Here is a 19,931-nt window from a genome sequence, read left to right on the forward strand (position 1 = left end):
GTTCATTATGGTGCCAGAGGTGCGTGAACAGGTGCGCCTCTGGCTTTTTGTTTTCGTGTTTATCTCACATAATGTCCATTTTTATCAAAGTACAGTACGTCACCATCTGAAAATTCGACCCGGGCAAGTCCCTTTTCAAACGGATCGGCGTCTTTCGCCTCTATGGGGGCAAAGGCAAACTGGCCGTCAAAACCGTAATACCCAAACAAATACTCGTCATCATCATTTCGGTCGGCGTTGGACTGAAGCACGAATAACCCTTCCGAATATCCGCGATAGCGCCAGTTCTCGGGCAGGGACATTTTTAGCTTCATCCGGGTATCGTACACAAAGTCCTGTTCCACATCATTTTCTTTCCGGGTCAGAACCAGATAACCGTCATAGAACCTGAAATCTGATGGTTCAAAGCCAAAGAAGTCTGCGGCATTGCCTTCCTGCACCAGGGTCTCGCCGCGCGAATTAATGATCGTCCATTTTTTGATATTTTCTGTGAATGTTGTGTGTGAGACGGTGCTGCCAGAACAACGCCCGCTGCAAAGTCCGAACATTGGGACGTCTATTTCCCGTGTGCCGACAATTTTTTTAACAAGGCCAATTCCGTTCAGGCTTGCGCTACAGTTTGTATATTCCGCCTCCAGCACAACCTTGCCCTGCTTATCCTTGTACCCACAGCGATAGTCATTTCCGTCGTCAACTGAAAAATCAACAAGTTCATCAAGCGGCGAGGGCAGGCAGGCACGATAACCGGCAAGGGCTTCGGGGGCGTCTTCAAACCCATTGGGTTGATGAAAAGCCGGGCAGTTTGCAATTTGTTGTTTTAGATCTGCCGCCCGCGCCATCAAAGCCTCATTCACCGGTATATCGGTTGGAAAACGGTCCTGTATTTGTTCAAGGCGCTGTGCGCGAAACGTGCTTTCAAACAGGTTCTGGATGTCTGCTTCGCTAATCTCTTTTTCCGGGTCGTCGGGAATGTCGTTTTGGCGCGTGCGGGCCTGGTCGAGTTTGTCCTGTGCTATTTTCTGGTCGCGCTTCGCAAGCCATTCTCCAACCGCATACAGATTAATGTGCGCTTTTTGCACTTCATGCAGTGCGTTAGTTTGGACCTTGCCGGTTTTTAACAGGTCGCGATAATAGGATTTTGCGCGTGTTGAGGCGTCTGAAAGTTCAAATCCGCTGCTTTGGAAAAGATCGTCCCAGCTTGGACTGCCGGGGATATTAAAGCTAACATCCGGGTTGCCCGAGGCCCCAAAAATACCGGGGTCACATTCGACCCACACATTCTCAAAAAGGCTTGGGGAAAATTTCAGGTCGACGCTGTAAAGCTCGATCTTTTTGGCAATGTCATCAGGCACATAGGTGCCGACACCTTTTATGGTCGAGACAAAACTGTTGTTGGTTTCTGCTTTTTTAAAAGTCCAGTTTGCCGTGCAATAAACAACAGGTTCCCCCCACAGGGTATAAATCAGCAACTTTGCCCGAATATCAACCCAGGCCGTTCCTTCCCCTGTTGCGTCCCATCCATCTAACATTGGCGCGGGGAAACGAACCTGTACATCTTTAAAGGTAATGACGTCGGATTCCACGCGGTTAATGCGGGTGATCTCCTCATCATCGGCAAAGGCGGGGGTATGGAAGGGTAAAATCAGGGCAATGATTAAAAACACAAACCGGATTGATGCAAATTTCACAACTCGTTCCCCCGGGCAAGTATCTGGGCCTCGTTCTTAAAAGCAGCGCAGTCTCCCGACAGGGCGAGATAGGTATTGGCATAATCTTTGGTGTATTGTGCAAAAAATTCGGTTGACGTTGAATATCGTTCTGAATGGGAAAGTTTTTGCACCATATAGGCGTAATAGAAATAATAGCTGTCCGGCAGATCGCTGGTCTCTTTGCGGGCGCGCCCCATATATTGCAAGCCCAGTTCGAAATCCTTTTCTTTAAAGGCATACGCCGCAAACCGAAGCAGGTTTTGGGCAGCTGTTTTTTTATCGTCAAAAAGGATTTGTTCGACGTCCCGGGCATGGGCAATTTTTTTGTCTGTCAGGTTGAACGTAAGGTATTTGGGTAAAGTGACTTTCGGTGTTTTCTTTTGCAACAGGCCCAAACGATACATCAGGGCGGGAAGGGCCTTTGGGGTGCAAGATGCGTTTTCTGTGTCGGAAACACTTTCCGGGACCATGACCATAAGGTTTTTACGAAAGATCCTGGCGTCCCAGATGTCAGAATAAACAAGGACCGCCATCGATAAAAGCGGAACGGCAACTATGCAACACGCCTTGAAAAATCTGCTGACCCGATAGGCATCCTTATCGCGACCGGTAATAAGCCGTAAAAGCCCATAAAACGCCAGCAAGATGGCAAAGGCGGCCAATATTTGCTCGATAAAAAGCCAGTTCCCCTTGCCAAGCCATTTGGTGGCCAGCATCAAACCGACAATGATTGTCGCCCAGCCGATGTTTTCGTTTCGGCTGAGCAGGAAATTGCCGGTCACAATGACCGCTATAAAGGCAATGATGCGAAAACTGGTATCAAGAAATGTATCTGGACCAAATTGCGTGATCAACCACCCGTTTGCCAGCAGAACAAACCACAGCGCACCTGGTAATATGATATCGGTTATCTTGTTTTCGTATGTTGGTTGATTGGCTTTGGCCTCTGGTGCGGCAGGCTTTTCTGTTTCTGTGTTGTCCGGTGTTTCGTCATTTTCTGTTGCCAGATCAATAAAACCGGCACTGGCAGAATAGTGAAAATCGCTTTTGCATAACGGGCAAATGATTTTCAGGACTTTATCCCTGAGGGGTATTCGGGTGGGTTCATCGCACACCGGACAGTTAATAACGATCTTCTGCTCATCCATTACCAATGTCCGATTTTGTACTATAGGATTGTATAATCCTATATATTGATCCGGTTGATTTTGGAATGGATTATTGCGATTGAATCAGTGTGTTAGATAATTATTCGACCGGTTTTTTCTTGATGAAAAAACAGAACCCCGGATTTTACCCGGGAAAACCCGGGGTTCACAACATCTCGTCGACAAATCAATACCCGCCAAGCCCCAGCATTTGTGGCAACCACATGATCAGGCCGGGAATGGTGATCATAAGCACCACACGAATAAAATCAGCCGCCAGAAATGGCAGAATACCGCGCGAAAGTGTGGTGATGGTCATATCGGGGGCAACGCCCTGAATGATGAACAGGTTCATGCCGATCGGCGGGGTGATCAGGCCAATTTCAACCACAGAAACCAGCAGCACACCAAACCATACCGGGTCGTAACCAATACCGGTAATCACGCTATAGGCTGGCACCACGGTTAGCAAAATCATTGACAGGCTGTCCATGAAACAGCCCAGCACGACATAAAAAACCAGCAATGAAACCAAAACCGCAAGCGGGGAGAAACCCTGACTGGTAATCCAGTTTACCAGTGTTTGGGTCAGCCCGCTGGTTTCGATGAAAAAGTTAAATAAAGATGCCCCGATCAGAATCAGAAAGATCATCCCGGTCATGCCAGCGGTTTCACGAATACCGCTTCGCAGTACCGTCCATGTCAGTTTTTTGCGGATAAAGGCAAACAGTAATGCGCCGCCCGCGCCCACGGCGGCGGCTTCGGTGGGCGAAAACAGCCCGGCATAGATGCCGCCAATCACCAGCAGGATCAGAACAATCGCATCCCACATTCGCCAAAGCGCGCCCCAGCGTTGCGACCATGGGGTATAATTGCTGACTGGTGCCAATTCAGGTTTGCGCATGACTTGCAAACGGATCGAGATGATATAGAGAACCGTTGCCAAAACACCGGGAATCATGGCCCCGGCAAACAGCGCCCCAATCGACTGTTCGGTCATCAATGCATAAATCACCAGCAAGATTGATGGCGGGATCAACACGCCCAATGTGCCGCCTGCCGCAATCGACGCCCCGGCCAGGCTTTTGGCATAACCCCGGCTTTGCATTTCGGGCAGGGCGACGCGACCCATCGTTGCACAGGTCGCAAGCGATGATCCGCAAATGGCGCCAAAAATGGCACTGGCCCCAATGCTGGATGCGGCCAACCCGCCCCGGCGATGGCCGGCAAAGGCTGTTATGCCGCGAAACAAATTGCCCGACAGGCCGGAATGGGAGGCAAACACACCCATGAAAATGAAAAGCGGCACCACCGACAGGCCGTAGGGAAATATCGCCTCGAACGGCAGGCTTGCCATCACATAACTGGCCGATGTCCAGTCCATCAGCATCAAGGTGCCACCAATGCCAACCAGCGCCATGGCAACGGCCACCGGTACCCGTAGCAATGCCAGGCCAAGGGCAACTACAAAGCCGATTAATCCTGCCCACTCAGTCGCCATTAAATCGTCTCGCCCGTAAAAACAAATTTCAGAAACTTCACAAAACAAACCAGTGTCGAAAGGGCCAGCCCGCTTAGCAAAAACACCCAGAACAAAATCATAGGGATCGCCAGGTTTTGCGATACATCGCCATAGGCCAATTGTTCCATCGCCCGGCCCCATGACAGGTAAAACAAAAACGCCATTAATGCCGCGCCGGTCAGCGGGATCAGGGTATCGACCACGCGGAAAAACCCGCGAAAGGTTCGTTTGCCAAACAGGTCGACGGTCACATGGGCACCTGTGCTAAAGGCATGGGGAATGGCCCAGGATGCCGCCGCCATTACGCAAAACTGGGTTAAGTCGACAGCACCGATAAATGACTGCCCGCCAATGCGCCGCCAAACGATGTCGGCGACGACAACGGCAATTGCACCGATCAGGGCGGTCATGCCGGCAAAAGCAAAAATATCGGTGATGCGGGTCATGATATGGTCAAGGCGGCGAACCGCAGCACGAAGCTGCGGTTCATCACGAAAGTTGGCCGATTGGGTCATTTGTCGCCAGCGTGATATTTGGTGTCAAATTGTGCAACCAGTTCCTGGGCGCGTTTGTAAATGGCTTCGGGGTCTTTCACGCCTTTGGCTTTCAGGCCTTCAAGGTAATCCTTGATCATGGGCTGAACGGCGTCTTTCCATTCTGCACGGGTTTTATCGTCAATTTCGATGATTTCATTGCCATGCTTAACGGCATCGGCTTTGCCTGCGGCTTCCCATTTGTCCCACCAGTCGCCAAATTTTGCGACCAAAGGATCGCCTGAAATTTCATCAATCGCTTTGCGAACATCTTCAGGCAGGGACTCAAACTTTTTCTGGTTCATCAAAAAATAGAACCCGGCCACATAGGCCCCGGCATCGGTGTGGTATTTCAAAAGTTCGTTGGCTTTAACCGCATTGACCAGGTCCCAGGTGGTCACCAGCCCGTCAATATTGCCTTTTTGCAGGTTTTCATAAATTGCCGAGGGCGGCAAACCAACCGGTGAAGCCCCATAAGATTCCAGCATGGCGGAAACTGCGGGGCTTGGCGTGCGTAAACGAAGACCTTTCAGGTCATCAAGCGACCGTACCGGCTTATCAAGGGTATGGATCAGGCCGCCTTCATGGGTGAACAGGGCCAGAACCTTGAAATCCTTGTAATCGCTGCCCAGCATGCCTTCCTTATACAGGTTCCACAGGGTTTCTGATCCTGAATCTGCATATTTGACCAGAAACGGCATTTCAATAATTGAAGCCGCCGGGTAACGGTCACGCGGAATACCGTTAAGGCCAACGGCCATGTCAATCACACCGGCCCGAACCTGATCGGCCTGACGGTCAATTTTGCCAAAGGCCGAGGTGGCGTCATAGATTTTTACCTCAACCTTGCCATTGGTTTTTTCTTCCAGCTGCTTGGCCCAGGGTTCCAGAAAATCCTTCTGGAAGCCATGGCTGGGCGGCAGGTAATGGCTGATTTTAAGGGTAATATCGGCGGCATTGGCACAGGTTGCCCCGGCAAGAGCGGTGGCACCGGCCAAAAGGCCAAGGATGGTTTTACGTAAATTCAGGCGATTCATGTTTCTCTCCCTGTTGTTTTATCTTGTTTGTTGGCTGCCGTTATTTATGCAGCCAGACTGTTTTGATCTGAATTGATGGCACATTAATATTCCGGGGCGGCATCGGCAAAGCCGGGTAGGGTGGTGCAATGGGCATCTACCGCGCAAATGGCCGGATAAGGCGATAAATCGACGTCGAACCGGCGGGCATTGTAAACCTGCGGCACAAGGCAGACATCGGCCAGCGACACATCGGCCCCCAGGCAAAACGGCCCTTTGTCGCGATGCGGTGCAATCAGCGCTTCAAGGGTGTCAAACCCAGCACAAATCCAGTGGTGATACCATTCCAGCTTGGCATCTTCTGACGCGCCTAGCGTGCCCGTGATGTATTTTAAAATGCGCAAATTGTTTAACGGGTGAACGTCGCAGGCAATGGTGTGGGCCACCTCGCGCACGCCAAGTGCGACCAGCGGTTCCGCCGGGATCAGCCGGGGCGACGGGTATATGGCATCCAGCCATTCAATCAGTGCCAGCGACTGACCAAATGTTTTACCGCCAAAGGTAAAGGATGGCACCAGCCCCGAAGGCGCAACCGATTTATAGGGCTTTTGTGCGTGTGCCCCGGTGCGCAGATCAACGGTTTCGACCTTGTTCGCTTGCAACCCTTTAAGGTTAAGGGCAATGCGAACCCGATACGATGCCGATGAGCGGAAGTAATCATAGAATATCAGGTCGTCTGGTTTCATCCCTGGCTCTTTTTTAAAAGGTGGCCTTGGCGTGCATAGGAACAGTTCTGCACGCATGACAAAGAAAATCCCCCTTGCTGCTGTCTGTTGGAACGGCCCTGATTTTTGGATGCCGGGCAATCCCAACTTCATTGCAAAAGCGATTTCCTCTTTCAGATTGGAATTATGCTATATATAATGAATTACGCAATATGAAATTTTCACAGGCATTTTTTGATCGTGACCCCATCGCATATATCGCAACACGATGCCATTGACCCGACGGTTGAAGAGGTCGGCGATACCCGTAAAGGCATTCAGTCTATCGAGGTTGGTGGCCGAATTATTTCGGCCTTGTGCGATTTTCAATATCCCGTGCCGCTAAAGGATCTGGCGGCCGCGGTTGATATGCCTGCGGCAAAGGTGCATCGTTATCTTACCAGTCTGGCGCGCATCGGCCTGGCGTTCCAGGATGACCGGTCCGGTTTGTATGGTCTGGGGCCAATGGCATTGCGCATGGGTCTGTCTGCGATTGAACGCAATGATGTGGTGATGCGGGCCGGGCGTTTGCTGCGCAGCCTGACAATTGAATGGCGATCATCCGGGCATTTGGCAATTTGGGGCGAACGCGGGCCGGTCCTTATCCGGACGGAACATGGCGGGCCGCCGGTTATTTCAACCATGGGGCTGGGAACGGTAATGCCGCTTTTGCGCTCTGCCACCGGGCAGGCATTTTTGGCGGCCATGCCACGGTCAGCCATTGAACATGTGATTGTCGCCGAACAGGAAATTCTGGGTTGGAACGATGCCAAGGTGGATCAGTTAATCACGGAAACCCGCCAGCGCGGGGCGGCCGTGATCGAGGGTGACATTGTGCCAGGGCTTTCAGCGATCAGCGCGCCGGTTTTTAATCTCGACGGGGCGGTTGCCTGTTGTGTGACCCTGATGAACCCGCAGGCCAATTATTTTCAGCCCGGTCATGCCGCCTTTGAGGCGTTTTTGCACGAAATTGAATTGTTTAATCAAAACTGGGGCGGGCGCGCACGCGCAACGCCCTGACGACTGGATTACATGTGGTTGAGTTTGCCAAGGAGGGTCACCAGCGCATCAAAGTCTTTGTCGCCCAGAAAATCGCGGGCTTTTTGGTTATAGGTAACGCCCGCCTGGCATAGGGATAAAAAGGCACTTTGGCCCTGCTTTGTCAGTTCGATCAGGTGAATGCGCCGGTCGTTTTCATCCTGTCGGCGGTTCAGCCAGCGCCGCGTTTCGATGGAATGAACCGCGCGGGACACTTTGGTTTTATGAAGGCCGGTTCGGGTGCCGATATCGGTTGCGGTTTGTGGGCCGTATTGGCCAAGTGTGGCTAACACGCGCCATTCCGATCGGGTCATTTTATAGCGGTCCCGGTAAATGTCGCGAAAGCCAAGGCTGACTTTTTCGCTGGTGTGATGCAGCAAAAACGGCAGGAAACCGTGCAGGTTGAATTTTTCTGTCATCGCGTCTGATCGCTGTTTGATAGTTACAAAAATTATAGTTACGAATGTAACTATATCAAATAATGTTAGGGAGAAGGCAATGACTGATCACATTGTTTCTGCAAAAAAGGACCCGGCAGCAAGTATGGGCGAACTGCACTATATGTCCGGTTTTGGTAATGATTTTGAAACCGAATGCTTGCCAGGCGTGCTGCCGCAGGGGCAAAACAGCCCGCAAAAATGTGCCTATGGCTTGTATGCCGAACAGCTTTCCGGGTCGCCCTTTACCGCACCACGTGGCACCAACGAACGGTCGTGGCTGTATCGCATTCGGCCGAGCGTGCGCCACAATGGCCGATTTGAAACACTTGATTTGCCGCATTGGAAAACAGCCCCCTGCCTGAATGATCATAGTCTGGCACTGGGGCAGTTACGATGGGACCCGGTTGAGATGCCAACCACCCCGACCGATTTTATTGCCGGGATGCGCACCATTACCACGGCAGGTGATGCATTGGGCCAGTCGGGCATGGCGACACATGTTTATGTGTGCAATGCCGATATGGTTGACGATTACTTTTTTAATGCCGATGCGGAATTGCTGGTGGTGCCGCAAATTGGCGCGCTGCGCATTTTTACCGAATTGGGCGTTATGGACGTCGCGCCGTTAGAAGTGGCGCTAATCCCGCGCGGCATGATGTTTAAGGTTTCCATTCTCGATGCGGGGGCCGATGGTGGGGCGCGGGGGTATGTGTGCGAAAATTACGGGGCGAAATTTACCTTGCCGGAACGCGGGCCGATTGGCGCAAACTGCCTTGCCAATCCGCGTGATTTTAAAACGCCCGTTGCCGCCTATGAAGACAAGGAAACACCGTGCCGGGTACTGGTTAAATGGTGCGGGCAGTTTCATGTCACTGAAATTGGCCATTCGCCGCTGGACGTTGTGGGCTGGCACGGCAATTACACCCCGTTCAAATACGATTTGCGTACTTTTTCGCCGGTTGGCGCCATTTTGTTTGATCATCCGGATCCGTCGATTTTTACCGTGTTAACAGCGCCATCGGGCGAAGCCGGCACGGCGAATATCGATTTTGTTATTTTTCCACCACGCTGGATGGTGGCGGAAAACACCTTTCGCCCGCCTTGGTATCATCGCAACATCATGAGCGAGTTTATGGGCCTGATCGAGGGCCAGTATGATGCCAAGGAACAGGGGTTTGTTCCCGGCGGCATGAGCCTGCATAACATGATGTTGGCCCATGGCCCCGATACCGAAGGTTTTACCAAGGCATCGGAAACAAAGCTGGAGCCGGTCAAACAGGAAGGCACGATGGCCTTTATGTTTGAAACCCGTTTTCCCCAGCAACTGACCCGCTTTGCCGCCGAACTGCCCGGCTTGCAAAACGATTATCAGGATTGCTGGCAAGGGTTGGAACGCCGGTTTGACGGCACCCCGGAAGGCCGTCAGGACTAGTGTTAAAGCCGGTTGATCGATTTCCGATCAACCGGCCCTCAATCGGCGGGCTGGCTTTTTGAAAGCCCTTGCCTTACGCGGCATAAGCCGCGCGGGGCCGTCCGTCGCACCTAACCACGTCCCGGCGCGTTGACCTCGCAGAGACGTGGAAAACCCGAATTTCACTATTTGAAATATGATTTTAAAAATGACCGGAAACATTCGGCAAGGAGACAGGACCGATGAAATTTGCCACCCTGAAAGACGGCAGCCGTGATGGAAAGCTGGTTTTGGTATCAGGCGATTTAACCCGCTATATCGCGTGCGATCATGCCCCGAACCTGCAATTTGCCCTTGATCACTGGAATGATCTGGCGGCTCCGTTGGCCGATATTGCAACCCGGCTGGAAAGCGACACCGATTATGGCCAGCCGTTTGATCAAAAACAGGCCCATTCACCGCTGCCGCGTGCCTATCAGTGGGCGGACGGGTCGGCTTATGTCAATCATGTGGAATTGGTGCGCAAGGCGCGCGGGGCTGAAATTCCCGAAAGTTTCTGGACCGATCCATTGATGTATCAAGGTGGATCAGACAGCTTTCTGGCCCCGACGGACCCGATTATTCTGGGCGATGAAGCCTGGGGTATTGATATGGAAGGCGAAGTTGCCGTGATTACGGGCGACGTGCCGATGGGTGTGTCCCCCGAAGAAGCCCGCAAATGCATTCGGTTGGTGATGCTGGTTAATGATGTGTCGTTACGTGGTTTGATTCCGGGCGAACTGGCAAAGGGATTTGGTTTTTTCCAGTCTAAGCCGTCATCGGCCTTTTCACCTGTTGCGGTAACGCCTGATGAACTTGGTGATGCCTGGGATGGTGGCAAGGTGCATTTGCCCCTGAATGTGGATTTGAACGGCAAACCCTTTGGCCGTGCCAATGCCGGGATCGACATGACGTTTGATTTTGGCCAGCTGGTGGCCCATGCCGCCAAAACCCGCCCGCTATGCGCGGGTAGCATTGTGGGGTCGGGCACGGTTTCGAACAAACTGAACGGCGAACCGGGCAAACCGGTGGCCGATGGCGGGGCGGGCTATTCCTGCATTGCCGAAATTCGCATGATCGAAACCATTCGCGATGGCAAACCGGCAACGCCATTTATGCAGTTTGGCGATAATGTTAAAATCAGCATGTGCAACCGGGATGGACAATCGATTTTTGGTATGATTGATCAAACGGTTGAAAAATATAACGGTTAAACTTGCGGGCTTGCTCGACGTGGCCCAAAGACAAAACCCCTGCCAGCATATGCTGGCAGGGGTTTTATTGTTAATCAGAACGTTTTGATGACGGTGAAAAAGGAGGGTCAGCTTGGGTCGCGGTCTAATACCACGCCTGCACGGTTTCCTTTGTTTGCTCCATCGGCCCAGCTTTCCCGGCCATTTACCCATACATTTTTAATGCCATGCGCCGGTGTTTTGGGTTTTTCGTAGGTTGCACCGGATTCAATTGTTGCCGGATCAAACAGCACCAGATCGGCATATCCGCCTTCCCTGATCCGTCCGCGGTCCTTAAGGCCAAAGCGATCAGCAGGCATTGATGTCATGCGTTTTACACCTTCTTCCAGTGTAAACAGGCCGATATCGCGCACATAATGGCCTAAAACACGCGGGAATGTGCCCCACACGCGGGGGTGCGAATGGTCGCCGCGTGCTATGCCGTCCGAGCAGATGATGGTGTGTTCGAACGACAGAATGCGCCTTACATCACTTTCATCCATGATGAAGAAAATGCCGGTGGCGGGGAGCAAACGCTCCATCGCGGTATCGAGGTCGGTGTTCCATTCCCTGGCAATATCGGCCAGATCACGACCGGCCATTTTCGGATAAGCCAGTGATTCCGCCACAATCACGCGGGTGGCCTGGCGATGGCGCCCGGAATTAAGCATGGTCGAGGATGCCGTCCAGGGTGTGGTATCAAGACTGACATCCTGATCAAGCATCGCCTTGCTAAACATTGGCAGGGTAATTTCCGACTGACCGTGATTGGCGAGCCCGGCACATTTATGATGACTAACATGTACCCCGCAACAGGCTTCGCGCCCGATTTCAAGGGTTTCTTCAAGGGCTTCAATGCCCTGGTCGCCTTCGTCGCGCATATGGGTGACGTAAAGTTTGCCATGTGCCCTGGCAATGCGGGCCATGGCAATGGCTTCGGCGGTGGTGGCCGCGCGCGCAGGCGGATAAAACAGGCCGGTTGAAACACCAATCCCGCCTTCGCCCAGAGCCTGATCAAGCGATTTTTCCATTGCTTTTAATTCGGCGGCGTCTGCCGGGCGGCCAAGGTCGGCAACCTCGTTGATACGCAGGGTGCCATGCCCGATCAGGCAGGCGGAATTAACAGCGGCGGGGGATTGGCGTAACTGGTTGCGATAATCGGCAAACCGGGCAAAGCGGGGGCGGGTGGATGTCAGGATCATGCCCAGGGGTTGGGGTAGAATATCAATGGTTGCCGTAAGGGGGGCAATTGAAAAACCGCAATTGCCCGCAATGATTGTTGTCACACCCTGGCTAAGCATACAATCCATGCCCGGGTCAGTCAGCAGGGCTTCGTCGTGGTGAACATGCGGGTCGATAAAGCCGGGTGCAAGGGTTAAACCGGTGCAATCAACATCGCGTCCGCCATGCCATTTTGACAGTTCGCCAACGGCGACAATCCGATCGTCACGGATTGCGACATCACCGTGTATGCGTGTTTGGCCTGTGCCATCCACGATATCGGCGTTGCGAAAAATGACGTCAGCTTGCATCGTCGGAAACTCCAGAATGCTTATAATTTATTGTTGTTCAGGCGTGTTTATGGGCGACCCTCGGTTGGGCCATTATGAAAAATGCCTGCATATTCGGCCTTAGTTGAACGTGTCGGCTTGTGCGGGTGCAGAAGGCGGGGCGTCATCGCCCGCCCAACGGGCTATGACATGGACAAAGATGATCACGATCATGAGGGGCACCGCAATCGCGACCCAGAGTGTCGAGAAATCAAGCGCGTCGGCCATTGTCCGGCTGTGGCGCAGAAGAAACCCCCGGGCCGGATTATTGCCAGGGCCAAAAAAGCAGTACCAGAGAACCGGGGTAAGATAGATGATCACAACGGCAGACTGGACGGTGCCGGTTATAATGCCCATTAGTTTGCCACCATTGCCCTCGCTTGTAAAAAGGGCGGGGTCGAAACGGCGTTTAAAGCTCATGGTCGCGCCGATAAGACCCGCCCATATCATGGCATAACGGGCCAGTTCTTCTGTCCAGGAGGGCGGCGAGGCGAACAGATAACGGGCGATAACCTGCAACAATACCGACCCCACCAGCACCGTCAGTGCGATAATGGCAATAAAGCATGCAAGTTGATCAAGACCGTGGCTGATTGCCATGGCTGTTTTTCGGATCGTGTTCACCTTCACCGCCTCCTGCTTAATTACGAACCAATTTGAGCGCGTCGAGATACTTTTGTAAGTCGTCGGCGGCCATGATTGACGTCCATGTCGGAGCTGTCGCCTTCACCATCTTGTCGCGCTCGCCCGGTTCCAGTTGGGAAATGGTGACACCTGCCTTTTCCATTCGGGCCATGACGCTGGTGCTCCAGTTCGCCAGCCATTCACGATTGGCCGCAATCCCGGCATCAAGTGCCTTGTCGATTTCGGCTTTTTCGTTGGCCGGTAATGTTTCGTACCAGTCGTTGGAAACAAAAACGGCACGGGCTGAAGGCGAAATATCGGCCGGTGTGAAATGCGTCAGAAAAGCAGTGTGACCGGTTCTAAGCGAGGAATTCGGCGGATTGAGATAGCCATCGGCAATTCCGACCTGAATGGCATTTGCAACTTCTGACCATGCGACGATTGTGCCATTGGCACCCAGGGCTTCTTCATATTCCAGCTGTTCGGCATTAAGGGCGCGCAACCGCAAACCTTTAAGGTCAGACATTTTGGTGACGTCACGCTGGCTGTTGTGAATGCCAATGCCGACGCCGATATAGTTGAATCCGGCAAGGCGAACGCCGTTTTCAAGCAGTGGCTTGTTCATTTCGTCAAGAAGGTCGCTTTTTTCAATAACAGCGTCAAATTCAGCGCTGTCCTTGAACATGAAAGGCAGCAAAATGCCTTTTAGAAGCGGGCTCATGCCAACACCGGTGGAAACGGTTGCCAGATCGATTTCGACCAGCCCCTGGGCTGTTGCGTCGAACCGTTCCTTTTCGCTGCCTAAGGTATCGGACGGGAAAACAACCGCCTTGAAGTCTGTACCTTTTAACGCATCGGCAAAGCCGTGAACAAAGGCGGCTTCGGCATTGGTGGTCGGGTCATCAATGCCGTTCATGGCGATTTTAACATCGGCGGCGAATGCCGGTGCCACCATTGTCGTCGTTAATAACAGGCTGAGAGAGGCAAGAGCCTTCCCGGATTTCATCAAGGTCATGTTACGTGAACTCCTCTGTTGTACCCTTTTTTTGTTATCAGCTAAGCCCCAGGGCATGTGGCAGAGCCAGTGAGATGGCCGGAAAGAAAGTCAGCACGACCAGCAGGATGACTTCGGCAAAGAAAAACGGCAGGGTTGCGCGGATCAATCGCCAGTAATTGATGTTGCATGTTGTCGCCAAAATCAGCAGGACCCCGCCGATGGGGGGCGATAAAAGCCCCGTTGAAATATTGAAGCAGATAACGATGCCGAGATGGACCGGATCAATGCCCATCGCCAGCGCAACGGGAACAAAGATGGGAGCGAACAATGCCACAGCAGCTTTGACATCCATTGCCATGCCCGCGATCAAAAATACCACATTGACCAGCATCAGATATTGCAGCGGGCCAAGGCCCCATTCCGTGATCTGGGCGGCAATGGCCTGCGGCAGGCGATCAAGGGCGGCAATATAGGAAAAGGTCGAAATCGCACATAAAATGATAAACAGCGCACCCAACAAAACAGCGGTGCGGATGGCACTTTGGCGTACGGCTTCCAGATCAAGTTTGCGATATGAAAAACCAATGATCAGGGCTGCGCCAACCGCTACTGCCGCTGCCTCGGCCGGTGTCATGATGCCAAAAAGCGTGCCACCCAAAATGATGATGGGCAGGGTCATTGCGGGCAGGGCGCGAAAAAACGATTTTTTGATCGGGGGGATGGTTGCCGGGTCGCCACCACCTGGATGATCATCGCGCCAGGCATAAAAGGCGTTCATTACCATCAGGACTGCGGCCAACAGAAGCCCCGGTACAACACCGGCAGCAAACAGGGCCGTAACCGATGTATTCATCAACGCGCCGTAAAAAATCAGGATGCTGGACGGCGGAATGATCGGTCCGATGATAGAGGACGCGCCGGTAATGGCGACGGCATAATCCAGCGAATAACCGCGTTTTTGCATTTCGGGGACCAGCGAATTGCCAAGGGCTGCCGCATCGGACACCGCCGACCCGGACACACCGGCAAAGAACACGCTGGTGAGAACGTTGACATGGCCAAGCCCGCCTTTGACCCGCCCCAACAATGACATTGAAAAATCAATCAGCGCAGAAGCAATGCCGCCCCGGTTCATCAAATCCCCGGCAAAGATAAAAAGTGGCATTGCCAGAAAAGCAAAAACGTCGAGCTGGCTAAACAGGCGTTGAGGCAGGGCCGCCATGAAATTGGCATGGTCGCCCAAAATAAACGTCATGATCGATGCCGCACCGATGACATACGCAATCGCCGCGCCAGATAGAAGCCCCGCTCCGATTAGGATAAGCAGAAATACCGCCTGCATCCTATTCCCCTTTCTGTTTTTTATTTAAAGCAAGACTGAAGTGCTTTCCTACGTTAGGAAATAGAAAATATTTATTTCATCCATAGTAATATGCTATGGATCGTGACAATTTGGTAAGGTACAGGAGCGCATTATGCGCGGGATAACGCTTCAGCGATTGCAGGTATTTTGCGAGGTTTATGAACGCAATTCGATCAGTGCAGCGGCCCGCGCACTGGGGTTGTCGCAACCAACTGTTAGCAAGCATTTGCGCGATTTCGAGGCAGCATCGGGTCTGACGCTGTTTGTGCTGGAACGCGGGCGTATTTTACAAACGGCGGACGCCGATGCGATTTACAGCGAAAGCCGGTTTTTGCAGGATGGAATTGGTCAGCTTGAGGGGCGTATCGATGCGTTGAAAAAAGGGGTGGGTGGCAAACTTTCGGTGATGTCGATCGGCCTTATGATGAACCATTTTGTGCCCCAGGCCTGCGCCCGGCTGATGCAGAAAATGCCCCAATTGCGCCTGATCCTTGATATCAGCAAGGCGGCGCATCAAATGGAATTGCTACATGCCGGGCTGATCGACCTTGGGATTATGGCCGGGCGGGTAACGATGCGCGACGAAGAATTTACCCTGTTGGGGCGTGGAAAGTTAAAGGCCATCGTGCCACGTGAAAACCCGCTTGCGCAAAAACGGCAAGTGACACTGGAACAGATTTTTGACTATCCGATGGTGGATACCACCGCACGCGGGCCGATTGGCAATGTCCTTGAAGAAGCCCTTAGAACACGGGGGCTGAGCATGGCCGGGGCCGTGACCTGTAATTCGCTGGAAGCGGTGCCGCCGATGGCGCAAATTCTGAAACGGTGCGCCATCATTGATGAATTTACAGCCCGTTCCCTGCTGCAAACCGATATTGTCTGTATTGACCTGGAACCAGCGATAAATTTTGATATCTGGGCTGTGACCTTGTCCTCGACCGGGAACCGTAACGCCATTCGCCTTTTTTCCGATGCATTACGCAGTTTGCTGGCAGAAAGATAAGACACGGGCGGCAACAGGTCAGTGTAAAATCCGGTTATATACAAACAAAACCCCTGCCGACAAGACGACAGGGGTTTGTATGAAATACCGGTTTTGTTGGCTGTTAAAATGCCAGCCTTGGCAAAAATAATACCAGGTCGGGTAACATCAGCAGGGCAAAAACCAGCAGCAAAATGGCGGCCAGAAATGGCAGGGATTCCCGCACGTAATGTTCAACCCTGACATTCATGATCGCACAGACGGTATACATGGCAACACCGACCGGTGGTGTCATTGACCCCAGTGTTACCAGCGTCATCATCAGGATGCCGAAATGAACCGGATCAACACCAAGCTGTTTAATGATCGGCACAAAAATTGGCGTCAGCAGCAACACCAGAACCGTGCTTTCAACAAACAACCCGGCGACAAACAGAATGCCCAGAATGGCAGCAACAATGGCAGTGGGGTTGCTTAAACCTGACAGCAGGGCGCCTGAAACGGTTTGCGGGATTTGCAAAAACGTAATGGCAAAACCGACCATGCCCGACATCAGAATAATCAACATGATCATGCCAATATCGGAAATAGCATCGGCCAACGCACGTTTGATATCGGTAAAGCTAAGCTCGCGGTGGCTGAAAACCCCGACAACAACGGCATATACCACGGCAAAGGAACCAACCTCGGACGGGGTGAACAGCCCGCCACGAATGGTAATGATCAGCAAGACTGGAAACAGCAACGCCCATTTGGCTTCCCAAAAGGCTACGGCCAATTCACGCACGGTGGGTTTGCGCGCGTCCTTGGCAACATAATTGCGCTTTTTGGCGATGATATAGGCAGTGACCATTAACACAATCATCATCAGCACACCGGGAATGATGCCAGCCAGAAACAGCCGCCCGATGGAAACATTGCCGACATACCCATACAGGATCAGCCCGATGGACGGGGGAATGGTGGCAGTGATAAGGGAACTTAGTGCGATAACAGCCGCGGAAAAGCCTTTGGAATAACCGTTCTCGATCATTTTGGGGCCAATAACGCGCGCTTCCATAGCGGCGTCGGCCACGGCCGAACCGGAAATACCGCCCATCAAGGTCGACAGAATGATGGAAACCTGGGCCAGACCACCGGCCATCCACGAAACGGCGATGTTGGAAAATTTAAACAGGCGGTCGGTGATGCCGCTTTCGTTCATCAAGTGACCGGCCAGCACAAAAAACGGCACGGCCAGCAGGGGGAAACTTTGCGACACAGCGGCAATTTTTTGCACACCAATTGATAGTGGCATGACATTGGATGTGACAAAAAATGCGAAACCTGACAGGCCAATGGCAAAGGCCACCGGGGCGCCAATGATCAGGAAAAACAAAAAGATGGAACCGATCAACAGCATGGTCAGATTTCCTGCGTGGTCGTTTTGGGTGTGGTCGCGGGCGGGATTGCATCAATCCCTTCTTCCGGCAGCGAATAAACAAGAACCTGTTCGGCCCGGCGGTTTCGCCATGCATCGATAATATTGTATATGATGGTGCCACCCAGAATGACCGACCCGACCGGCACGGCAATGGTGACAAAGGCATAGGAAATACCGGAATCACCAAACTGGCGCTGCTTGTTAAGGATCGTCAGGTCGTAACCTTCGACCGCAAGAATGGCCAGCATGGCGCAGAAGATCAGACCAACGGCAGTTTCAATAATCAGCCGATAGCGATGCGGTGCAAGACGGACAAACAGGTCAACGCCAAGATGCCCGCGCTGACGCATGGCGCGGATGGCACCAAAAAAGCACAGCCAGATAAACAGCAATTGCGCCATATCGACCGACCACATGACAGGATGACCAAAGGTCCGCATGATGGACGCGACAAAAACCAGCATGACGATGGCGATGAATATTGCGGAAACCAGTGCAAACTCGGCCTGAGCCAGACGTTTTTTCATGCCCGGTTTTCCTCCCTTTGCTTGGGCGCCCAAAAGCGCCATGGACCAATGGTGGGGTGGGTGAATTGGGGTGTTCGCGATTTTAAAATGCCATCCAGCGTGGAAACCGGATGTTTTAACGCTGATCTGACACCGGAAAAGATGCTGCTGCGGGGCCGCGATAGCCCGTTAGCCGGAATTATTAAATTATCACACCTGAACATCACATGCCGGTCAATTCAGGAAAATTTCCGCCTGATATTTGGAATGTATCAGGGAAAGCAACAGACGAAGGACCGTTTGGACGGCCCTTCGTCTGTTAAAATGCTTATTGGTTCAGGATTTTATCAACCTGCTTGTGCAGATCGCTGTACCCCAGTTTTTCGTAAACGCCCTGGGTGGCTTCCTTGAACGGGGTGGTGTCGACTTCGGAAACTTCAACGCCGTCGTCTTTAAGCTGTTGTTCAATCGATGCCAGCGCATCGCGTGTGCCGTATGATGCAATGTCACCGGCTTTAAGCGATTCCTCGCGCAGGATTTTCTGCAAATCTTCCGGCAGGCTGTCAAACCATGCGGCACTGGTCACCAGACCGGTGATCAGGTTGATATGGCCGGTTTTGGTGATGTGCGTGATAACTTCCTGAAGGTTCGCGCCGACCACAGCAGGAAGCTGGGCTTCGGTGCCATCAATGGTGCCAAGTTGCAGGGCGCTGTAAACATCGGAAAACGGCATTGGTGTTGGTGTGCCACCCATTGCCTTGACCGTTTCGGTCCAGACAGGTGCGCCTGGTGTGCGCAAAACCAGACCATTAAGGTCGGCCGGTTTGGTGATTGGTTTTTTGGTCAGCAAATGGCGTTCGCCCTGCCACCAGTTAAATGACAAAACCTGATGGCCCGATGCCTTGCGCAGTTTTTGCACCCAGGTTTCAAACAGGTCGGATGTGACAACCTTGCGAATGCCGTCATAGCCCTGTGCCAGATAAGGGGCGCCAAGAATACCGAATTCTTTTTCAAAAACGGCCAGGCGGCCACCATCAACAATAACAGCAACCGGGGCACCGGCGCGGGCCTGTTCAAGAACGTCTTCATCCGGGCCAAGCTGTGAATTGGGAAACAGCGTTACCTTGATCTGGCCTTTGGTGCGTTCATCGACATTTTTAACAAAGGCTTCAAGGCCTTTGTAAAGCGGGTCGCTGGTGGCAAGGGCCGTGTTTACACTTAGCGTGTAATCAGCAGCATGTGCCGCCATTGCCATGGTCATACCGGCAACACCCGATACGATGAAAGTTGTCAAACGTGAGATCTTCATTCTTTCCTCCCTGAAGATGCCAGCTATGGATGCCAGCCTTATTTTTTGTCAAATAGCATACTAATATATCAGTGTCAATTAACAGAGGGGTAAAAACTGCCTTTCTGGTGGCTGGAGTATGTTTCAGGCGTTTGGGGTGGCTGCTATTACAGTTCGGGTGAGGTGGGCTGATGGGTAATCCCAGGCCAGGTGACATGGCAAAGATATTAATGTCTTTGCGGTCTTTTGTTGACAGGACTGGACCTGATGTTTGGTGCCGTGACCCTGGCGTGCGCGGATGGCCGGGCTTTTTGGGTGTTGTACCTAGGCTCAGGACTCATTA

General features: G+C 52.5%; 18 protein-coding genes. 4 read left to right on the plus strand and 14 right to left on the minus strand.

Annotated features, from left to right (window positions below; all coding sequences use genetic code 11):
- Nucleotides 1–59: 59 nt before the first annotated feature.
- From THS27_RS20700 to maiA, 6 genes are all read right to left on the minus strand, one after another.
- Complete coding sequence (locus THS27_RS20700) at nucleotides 60–1,688, minus strand: WG repeat-containing protein (RefSeq protein ID WP_085594040.1); 1,629 nt, start codon at nucleotides 1,686–1,688, stop codon at nucleotides 60–62.
- On the minus strand, nucleotides 1,685–2,857 hold the full coding sequence (locus THS27_RS20705; RefSeq protein ID WP_085594042.1) for a hypothetical protein: 1,173 nt from the start codon (nucleotides 2,855–2,857) through the stop codon (nucleotides 1,685–1,687). The genes THS27_RS20700 and THS27_RS20705 overlap by 4 nt, the downstream gene beginning before the upstream one ends.
- 187 nt (nucleotides 2,858–3,044) lie before the next feature.
- Entirely contained in the window at nucleotides 3,045–4,358 is a 1,314-nt protein-coding gene (locus THS27_RS20710; RefSeq protein WP_085594044.1) for a TRAP transporter large permease, read from the minus strand.
- A complete protein-coding gene (locus THS27_RS20715) occupies nucleotides 4,358–4,894 on the minus strand; it encodes a TRAP transporter small permease (protein WP_085594046.1) in 537 nt (178 codons plus the stop codon). The genes THS27_RS20710 and THS27_RS20715 overlap by 1 nt, the downstream gene beginning before the upstream one ends.
- Nucleotides 4,891–5,949: a TRAP transporter substrate-binding protein gene (locus THS27_RS20720; protein WP_085594048.1), complete on the minus strand. Its 1,059-nt coding sequence runs from the start codon at nucleotides 5,947–5,949 to the stop codon at nucleotides 4,891–4,893. The genes THS27_RS20715 and THS27_RS20720 overlap by 4 nt, the downstream gene beginning before the upstream one ends.
- 83 nt (nucleotides 5,950–6,032) lie before the next feature.
- The gene (maiA, locus tag THS27_RS20725; RefSeq protein ID WP_085594050.1) at nucleotides 6,033–6,674 is read right to left on the minus strand and encodes a maleylacetoacetate isomerase; all 642 of its coding nucleotides are present in this window, start codon (nucleotides 6,672–6,674) and stop codon (nucleotides 6,033–6,035) included.
- Nucleotides 6,675–6,893: 219 nt separating this feature from the next.
- Here maiA and THS27_RS20730 point away from each other — a divergent pair, with 219 nt between their 5' ends.
- Entirely contained in the window at nucleotides 6,894–7,712 is an 819-nt protein-coding gene (locus THS27_RS20730; protein ID WP_246833051.1) for an IclR family transcriptional regulator, read from the plus strand.
- A gap of 8 nt (nucleotides 7,713–7,720) precedes the next feature.
- Here the strand turns inward: THS27_RS20730 and THS27_RS20735 are convergent, their stop codons facing one another.
- Nucleotides 7,721–8,149 (minus strand): MarR family winged helix-turn-helix transcriptional regulator, encoded by a 429-nt coding sequence (locus THS27_RS20735; protein WP_085594054.1) that lies wholly within the window; start codon nucleotides 8,147–8,149, stop codon nucleotides 7,721–7,723.
- A gap of 79 nt (nucleotides 8,150–8,228) precedes the next feature.
- Between THS27_RS20735 and hmgA the strand changes: the two genes are divergently transcribed.
- Both hmgA and THS27_RS20745 read left to right on the plus strand, forming a co-directional pair.
- Complete coding sequence (gene hmgA / locus THS27_RS20740) at nucleotides 8,229–9,602, plus strand: homogentisate 1,2-dioxygenase (RefSeq protein ID WP_085594056.1); 1,374 nt, start codon at nucleotides 8,229–8,231, stop codon at nucleotides 9,600–9,602.
- A gap of 221 nt (nucleotides 9,603–9,823) precedes the next feature.
- Nucleotides 9,824–10,834: a fumarylacetoacetate hydrolase family protein gene (locus tag THS27_RS20745; RefSeq protein WP_085594058.1), complete on the plus strand. Its 1,011-nt coding sequence runs from the start codon at nucleotides 9,824–9,826 to the stop codon at nucleotides 10,832–10,834.
- Between the two features lie 107 nt (nucleotides 10,835–10,941).
- Here THS27_RS20745 and THS27_RS20750 read toward each other — a convergent pair whose 3' ends face one another.
- The 4 genes from THS27_RS20750 to THS27_RS20765 all read right to left on the minus strand — a co-directional run bounded on the left by THS27_RS20750 (nucleotide 10,942) and on the right by THS27_RS20765 (nucleotide 15,365).
- A complete protein-coding gene (locus tag THS27_RS20750) occupies nucleotides 10,942–12,384 on the minus strand; it encodes an amidohydrolase family protein (protein ID WP_085594060.1) in 1,443 nt (480 codons plus the stop codon).
- A 99-nt stretch (nucleotides 12,385–12,483) separates the two neighbouring features.
- A complete protein-coding gene (locus THS27_RS20755) occupies nucleotides 12,484–13,026 on the minus strand; it encodes a TRAP transporter small permease (RefSeq protein ID WP_210402961.1) in 543 nt (180 codons plus the stop codon).
- Between the two features lie 16 nt (nucleotides 13,027–13,042).
- Nucleotides 13,043–14,041, minus strand: a complete 999-nt coding sequence (locus THS27_RS20760) for a TRAP transporter substrate-binding protein (RefSeq protein ID WP_085594064.1) — start codon at nucleotides 14,039–14,041, stop codon at nucleotides 13,043–13,045.
- Nucleotides 14,042–14,078: 37 nt separating this feature from the next.
- The gene (locus tag THS27_RS20765) at nucleotides 14,079–15,365 is read right to left on the minus strand and encodes a TRAP transporter large permease (RefSeq protein WP_085594066.1); all 1,287 of its coding nucleotides are present in this window, start codon (nucleotides 15,363–15,365) and stop codon (nucleotides 14,079–14,081) included.
- Nucleotides 15,366–15,498: 133 nt separating this feature from the next.
- Here THS27_RS20765 and THS27_RS20770 point away from each other — a divergent pair, with 133 nt between their 5' ends.
- On the plus strand, nucleotides 15,499–16,392 hold the full coding sequence (locus THS27_RS20770) for a LysR family transcriptional regulator (RefSeq protein ID WP_085594068.1): 894 nt from the start codon (nucleotides 15,499–15,501) through the stop codon (nucleotides 16,390–16,392).
- A 103-nt stretch (nucleotides 16,393–16,495) separates the two neighbouring features.
- Here the strand turns inward: THS27_RS20770 and THS27_RS20775 are convergent, their stop codons facing one another.
- The 3 genes from THS27_RS20775 to THS27_RS20785 all read right to left on the minus strand — a co-directional run bounded on the left by THS27_RS20775 (nucleotide 16,496) and on the right by THS27_RS20785 (nucleotide 19,609).
- Nucleotides 16,496–17,773, minus strand: coding sequence for a TRAP transporter large permease (locus THS27_RS20775; protein WP_085594070.1), 1,278 nt, complete (start codon nucleotides 17,771–17,773; stop codon nucleotides 16,496–16,498).
- Nucleotides 17,774–17,775: 2 nt separating this feature from the next.
- Entirely contained in the window at nucleotides 17,776–18,321 is a 546-nt protein-coding gene (locus THS27_RS20780) for a TRAP transporter small permease (protein ID WP_085594072.1), read from the minus strand.
- Nucleotides 18,322–18,628: 307 nt separating this feature from the next.
- Nucleotides 18,629–19,609: a C4-dicarboxylate TRAP transporter substrate-binding protein gene (locus THS27_RS20785; RefSeq protein WP_085594074.1), complete on the minus strand. Its 981-nt coding sequence runs from the start codon at nucleotides 19,607–19,609 to the stop codon at nucleotides 18,629–18,631.
- Nucleotides 19,610–19,931 lie beyond the last annotated feature (322 nt).

Origin of the sequence: Thalassospira sp. MCCC 1A01428, assembly GCF_002115825.1 — a bacterium.
GTDB lineage: Bacteria > Pseudomonadota > Alphaproteobacteria > Rhodospirillales > Thalassospiraceae > Thalassospira.

What these genes read in the sequence shown, in the direction of transcription:
- maiA (WP_085594050.1), bottom strand. Translation starts at nt 6,674, where the DNA reads ATGAAACCAGACGACCTGATATTCTATGATTACTTCCGCTCATCGGCA.
- THS27_RS20770 (WP_085594068.1), top strand. Translation starts at nt 15,499, where the DNA reads ATGCGCGGGATAACGCTTCAGCGATTGCAGGTATTTTGCGAGGTTTAT.
- THS27_RS20710 (WP_085594044.1), bottom strand. Translation starts at nt 4,358, where the DNA reads ATGGCGACTGAGTGGGCAGGATTAATCGGCTTTGTAGTTGCCCTTGGC.
- THS27_RS20785 (WP_085594074.1), bottom strand. Translation starts at nt 19,609, where the DNA reads ATGAAGATCTCACGTTTGACAACTTTCATCGTATCGGGTGTTGCCGGT.
- THS27_RS20715 (WP_085594046.1), bottom strand. Translation starts at nt 4,894, where the DNA reads ATGACCCAATCGGCCAACTTTCGTGATGAACCGCAGCTTCGTGCTGCG.
- THS27_RS20735 (WP_085594054.1), bottom strand. Translation starts at nt 8,149, where the DNA reads ATGACAGAAAAATTCAACCTGCACGGTTTCCTGCCGTTTTTGCTGCAT.
- THS27_RS20760 (WP_085594064.1), bottom strand. Translation starts at nt 14,041, where the DNA reads ATGACCTTGATGAAATCCGGGAAGGCTCTTGCCTCTCTCAGCCTGTTA.
- THS27_RS20750 (WP_085594060.1), bottom strand. Translation starts at nt 12,384, where the DNA reads ATGCAAGCTGACGTCATTTTTCGCAACGCCGATATCGTGGATGGCACA.
- THS27_RS20745 (WP_085594058.1), top strand. Translation starts at nt 9,824, where the DNA reads ATGAAATTTGCCACCCTGAAAGACGGCAGCCGTGATGGAAAGCTGGTT.
- THS27_RS20780 (WP_085594072.1), bottom strand. Translation starts at nt 18,321, where the DNA reads ATGAAAAAACGTCTGGCTCAGGCCGAGTTTGCACTGGTTTCCGCAATA.
- THS27_RS20775 (WP_085594070.1), bottom strand. Translation starts at nt 17,773, where the DNA reads ATGCTGTTGATCGGTTCCATCTTTTTGTTTTTCCTGATCATTGGCGCC.
- THS27_RS20720 (WP_085594048.1), bottom strand. Translation starts at nt 5,949, where the DNA reads ATGAATCGCCTGAATTTACGTAAAACCATCCTTGGCCTTTTGGCCGGT.
- THS27_RS20765 (WP_085594066.1), bottom strand. Translation starts at nt 15,365, where the DNA reads ATGCAGGCGGTATTTCTGCTTATCCTAATCGGAGCGGGGCTTCTATCT.
- THS27_RS20705 (WP_085594042.1), bottom strand. Translation starts at nt 2,857, where the DNA reads ATGGATGAGCAGAAGATCGTTATTAACTGTCCGGTGTGCGATGAACCC.
- hmgA (WP_085594056.1), top strand. Translation starts at nt 8,229, where the DNA reads ATGACTGATCACATTGTTTCTGCAAAAAAGGACCCGGCAGCAAGTATG.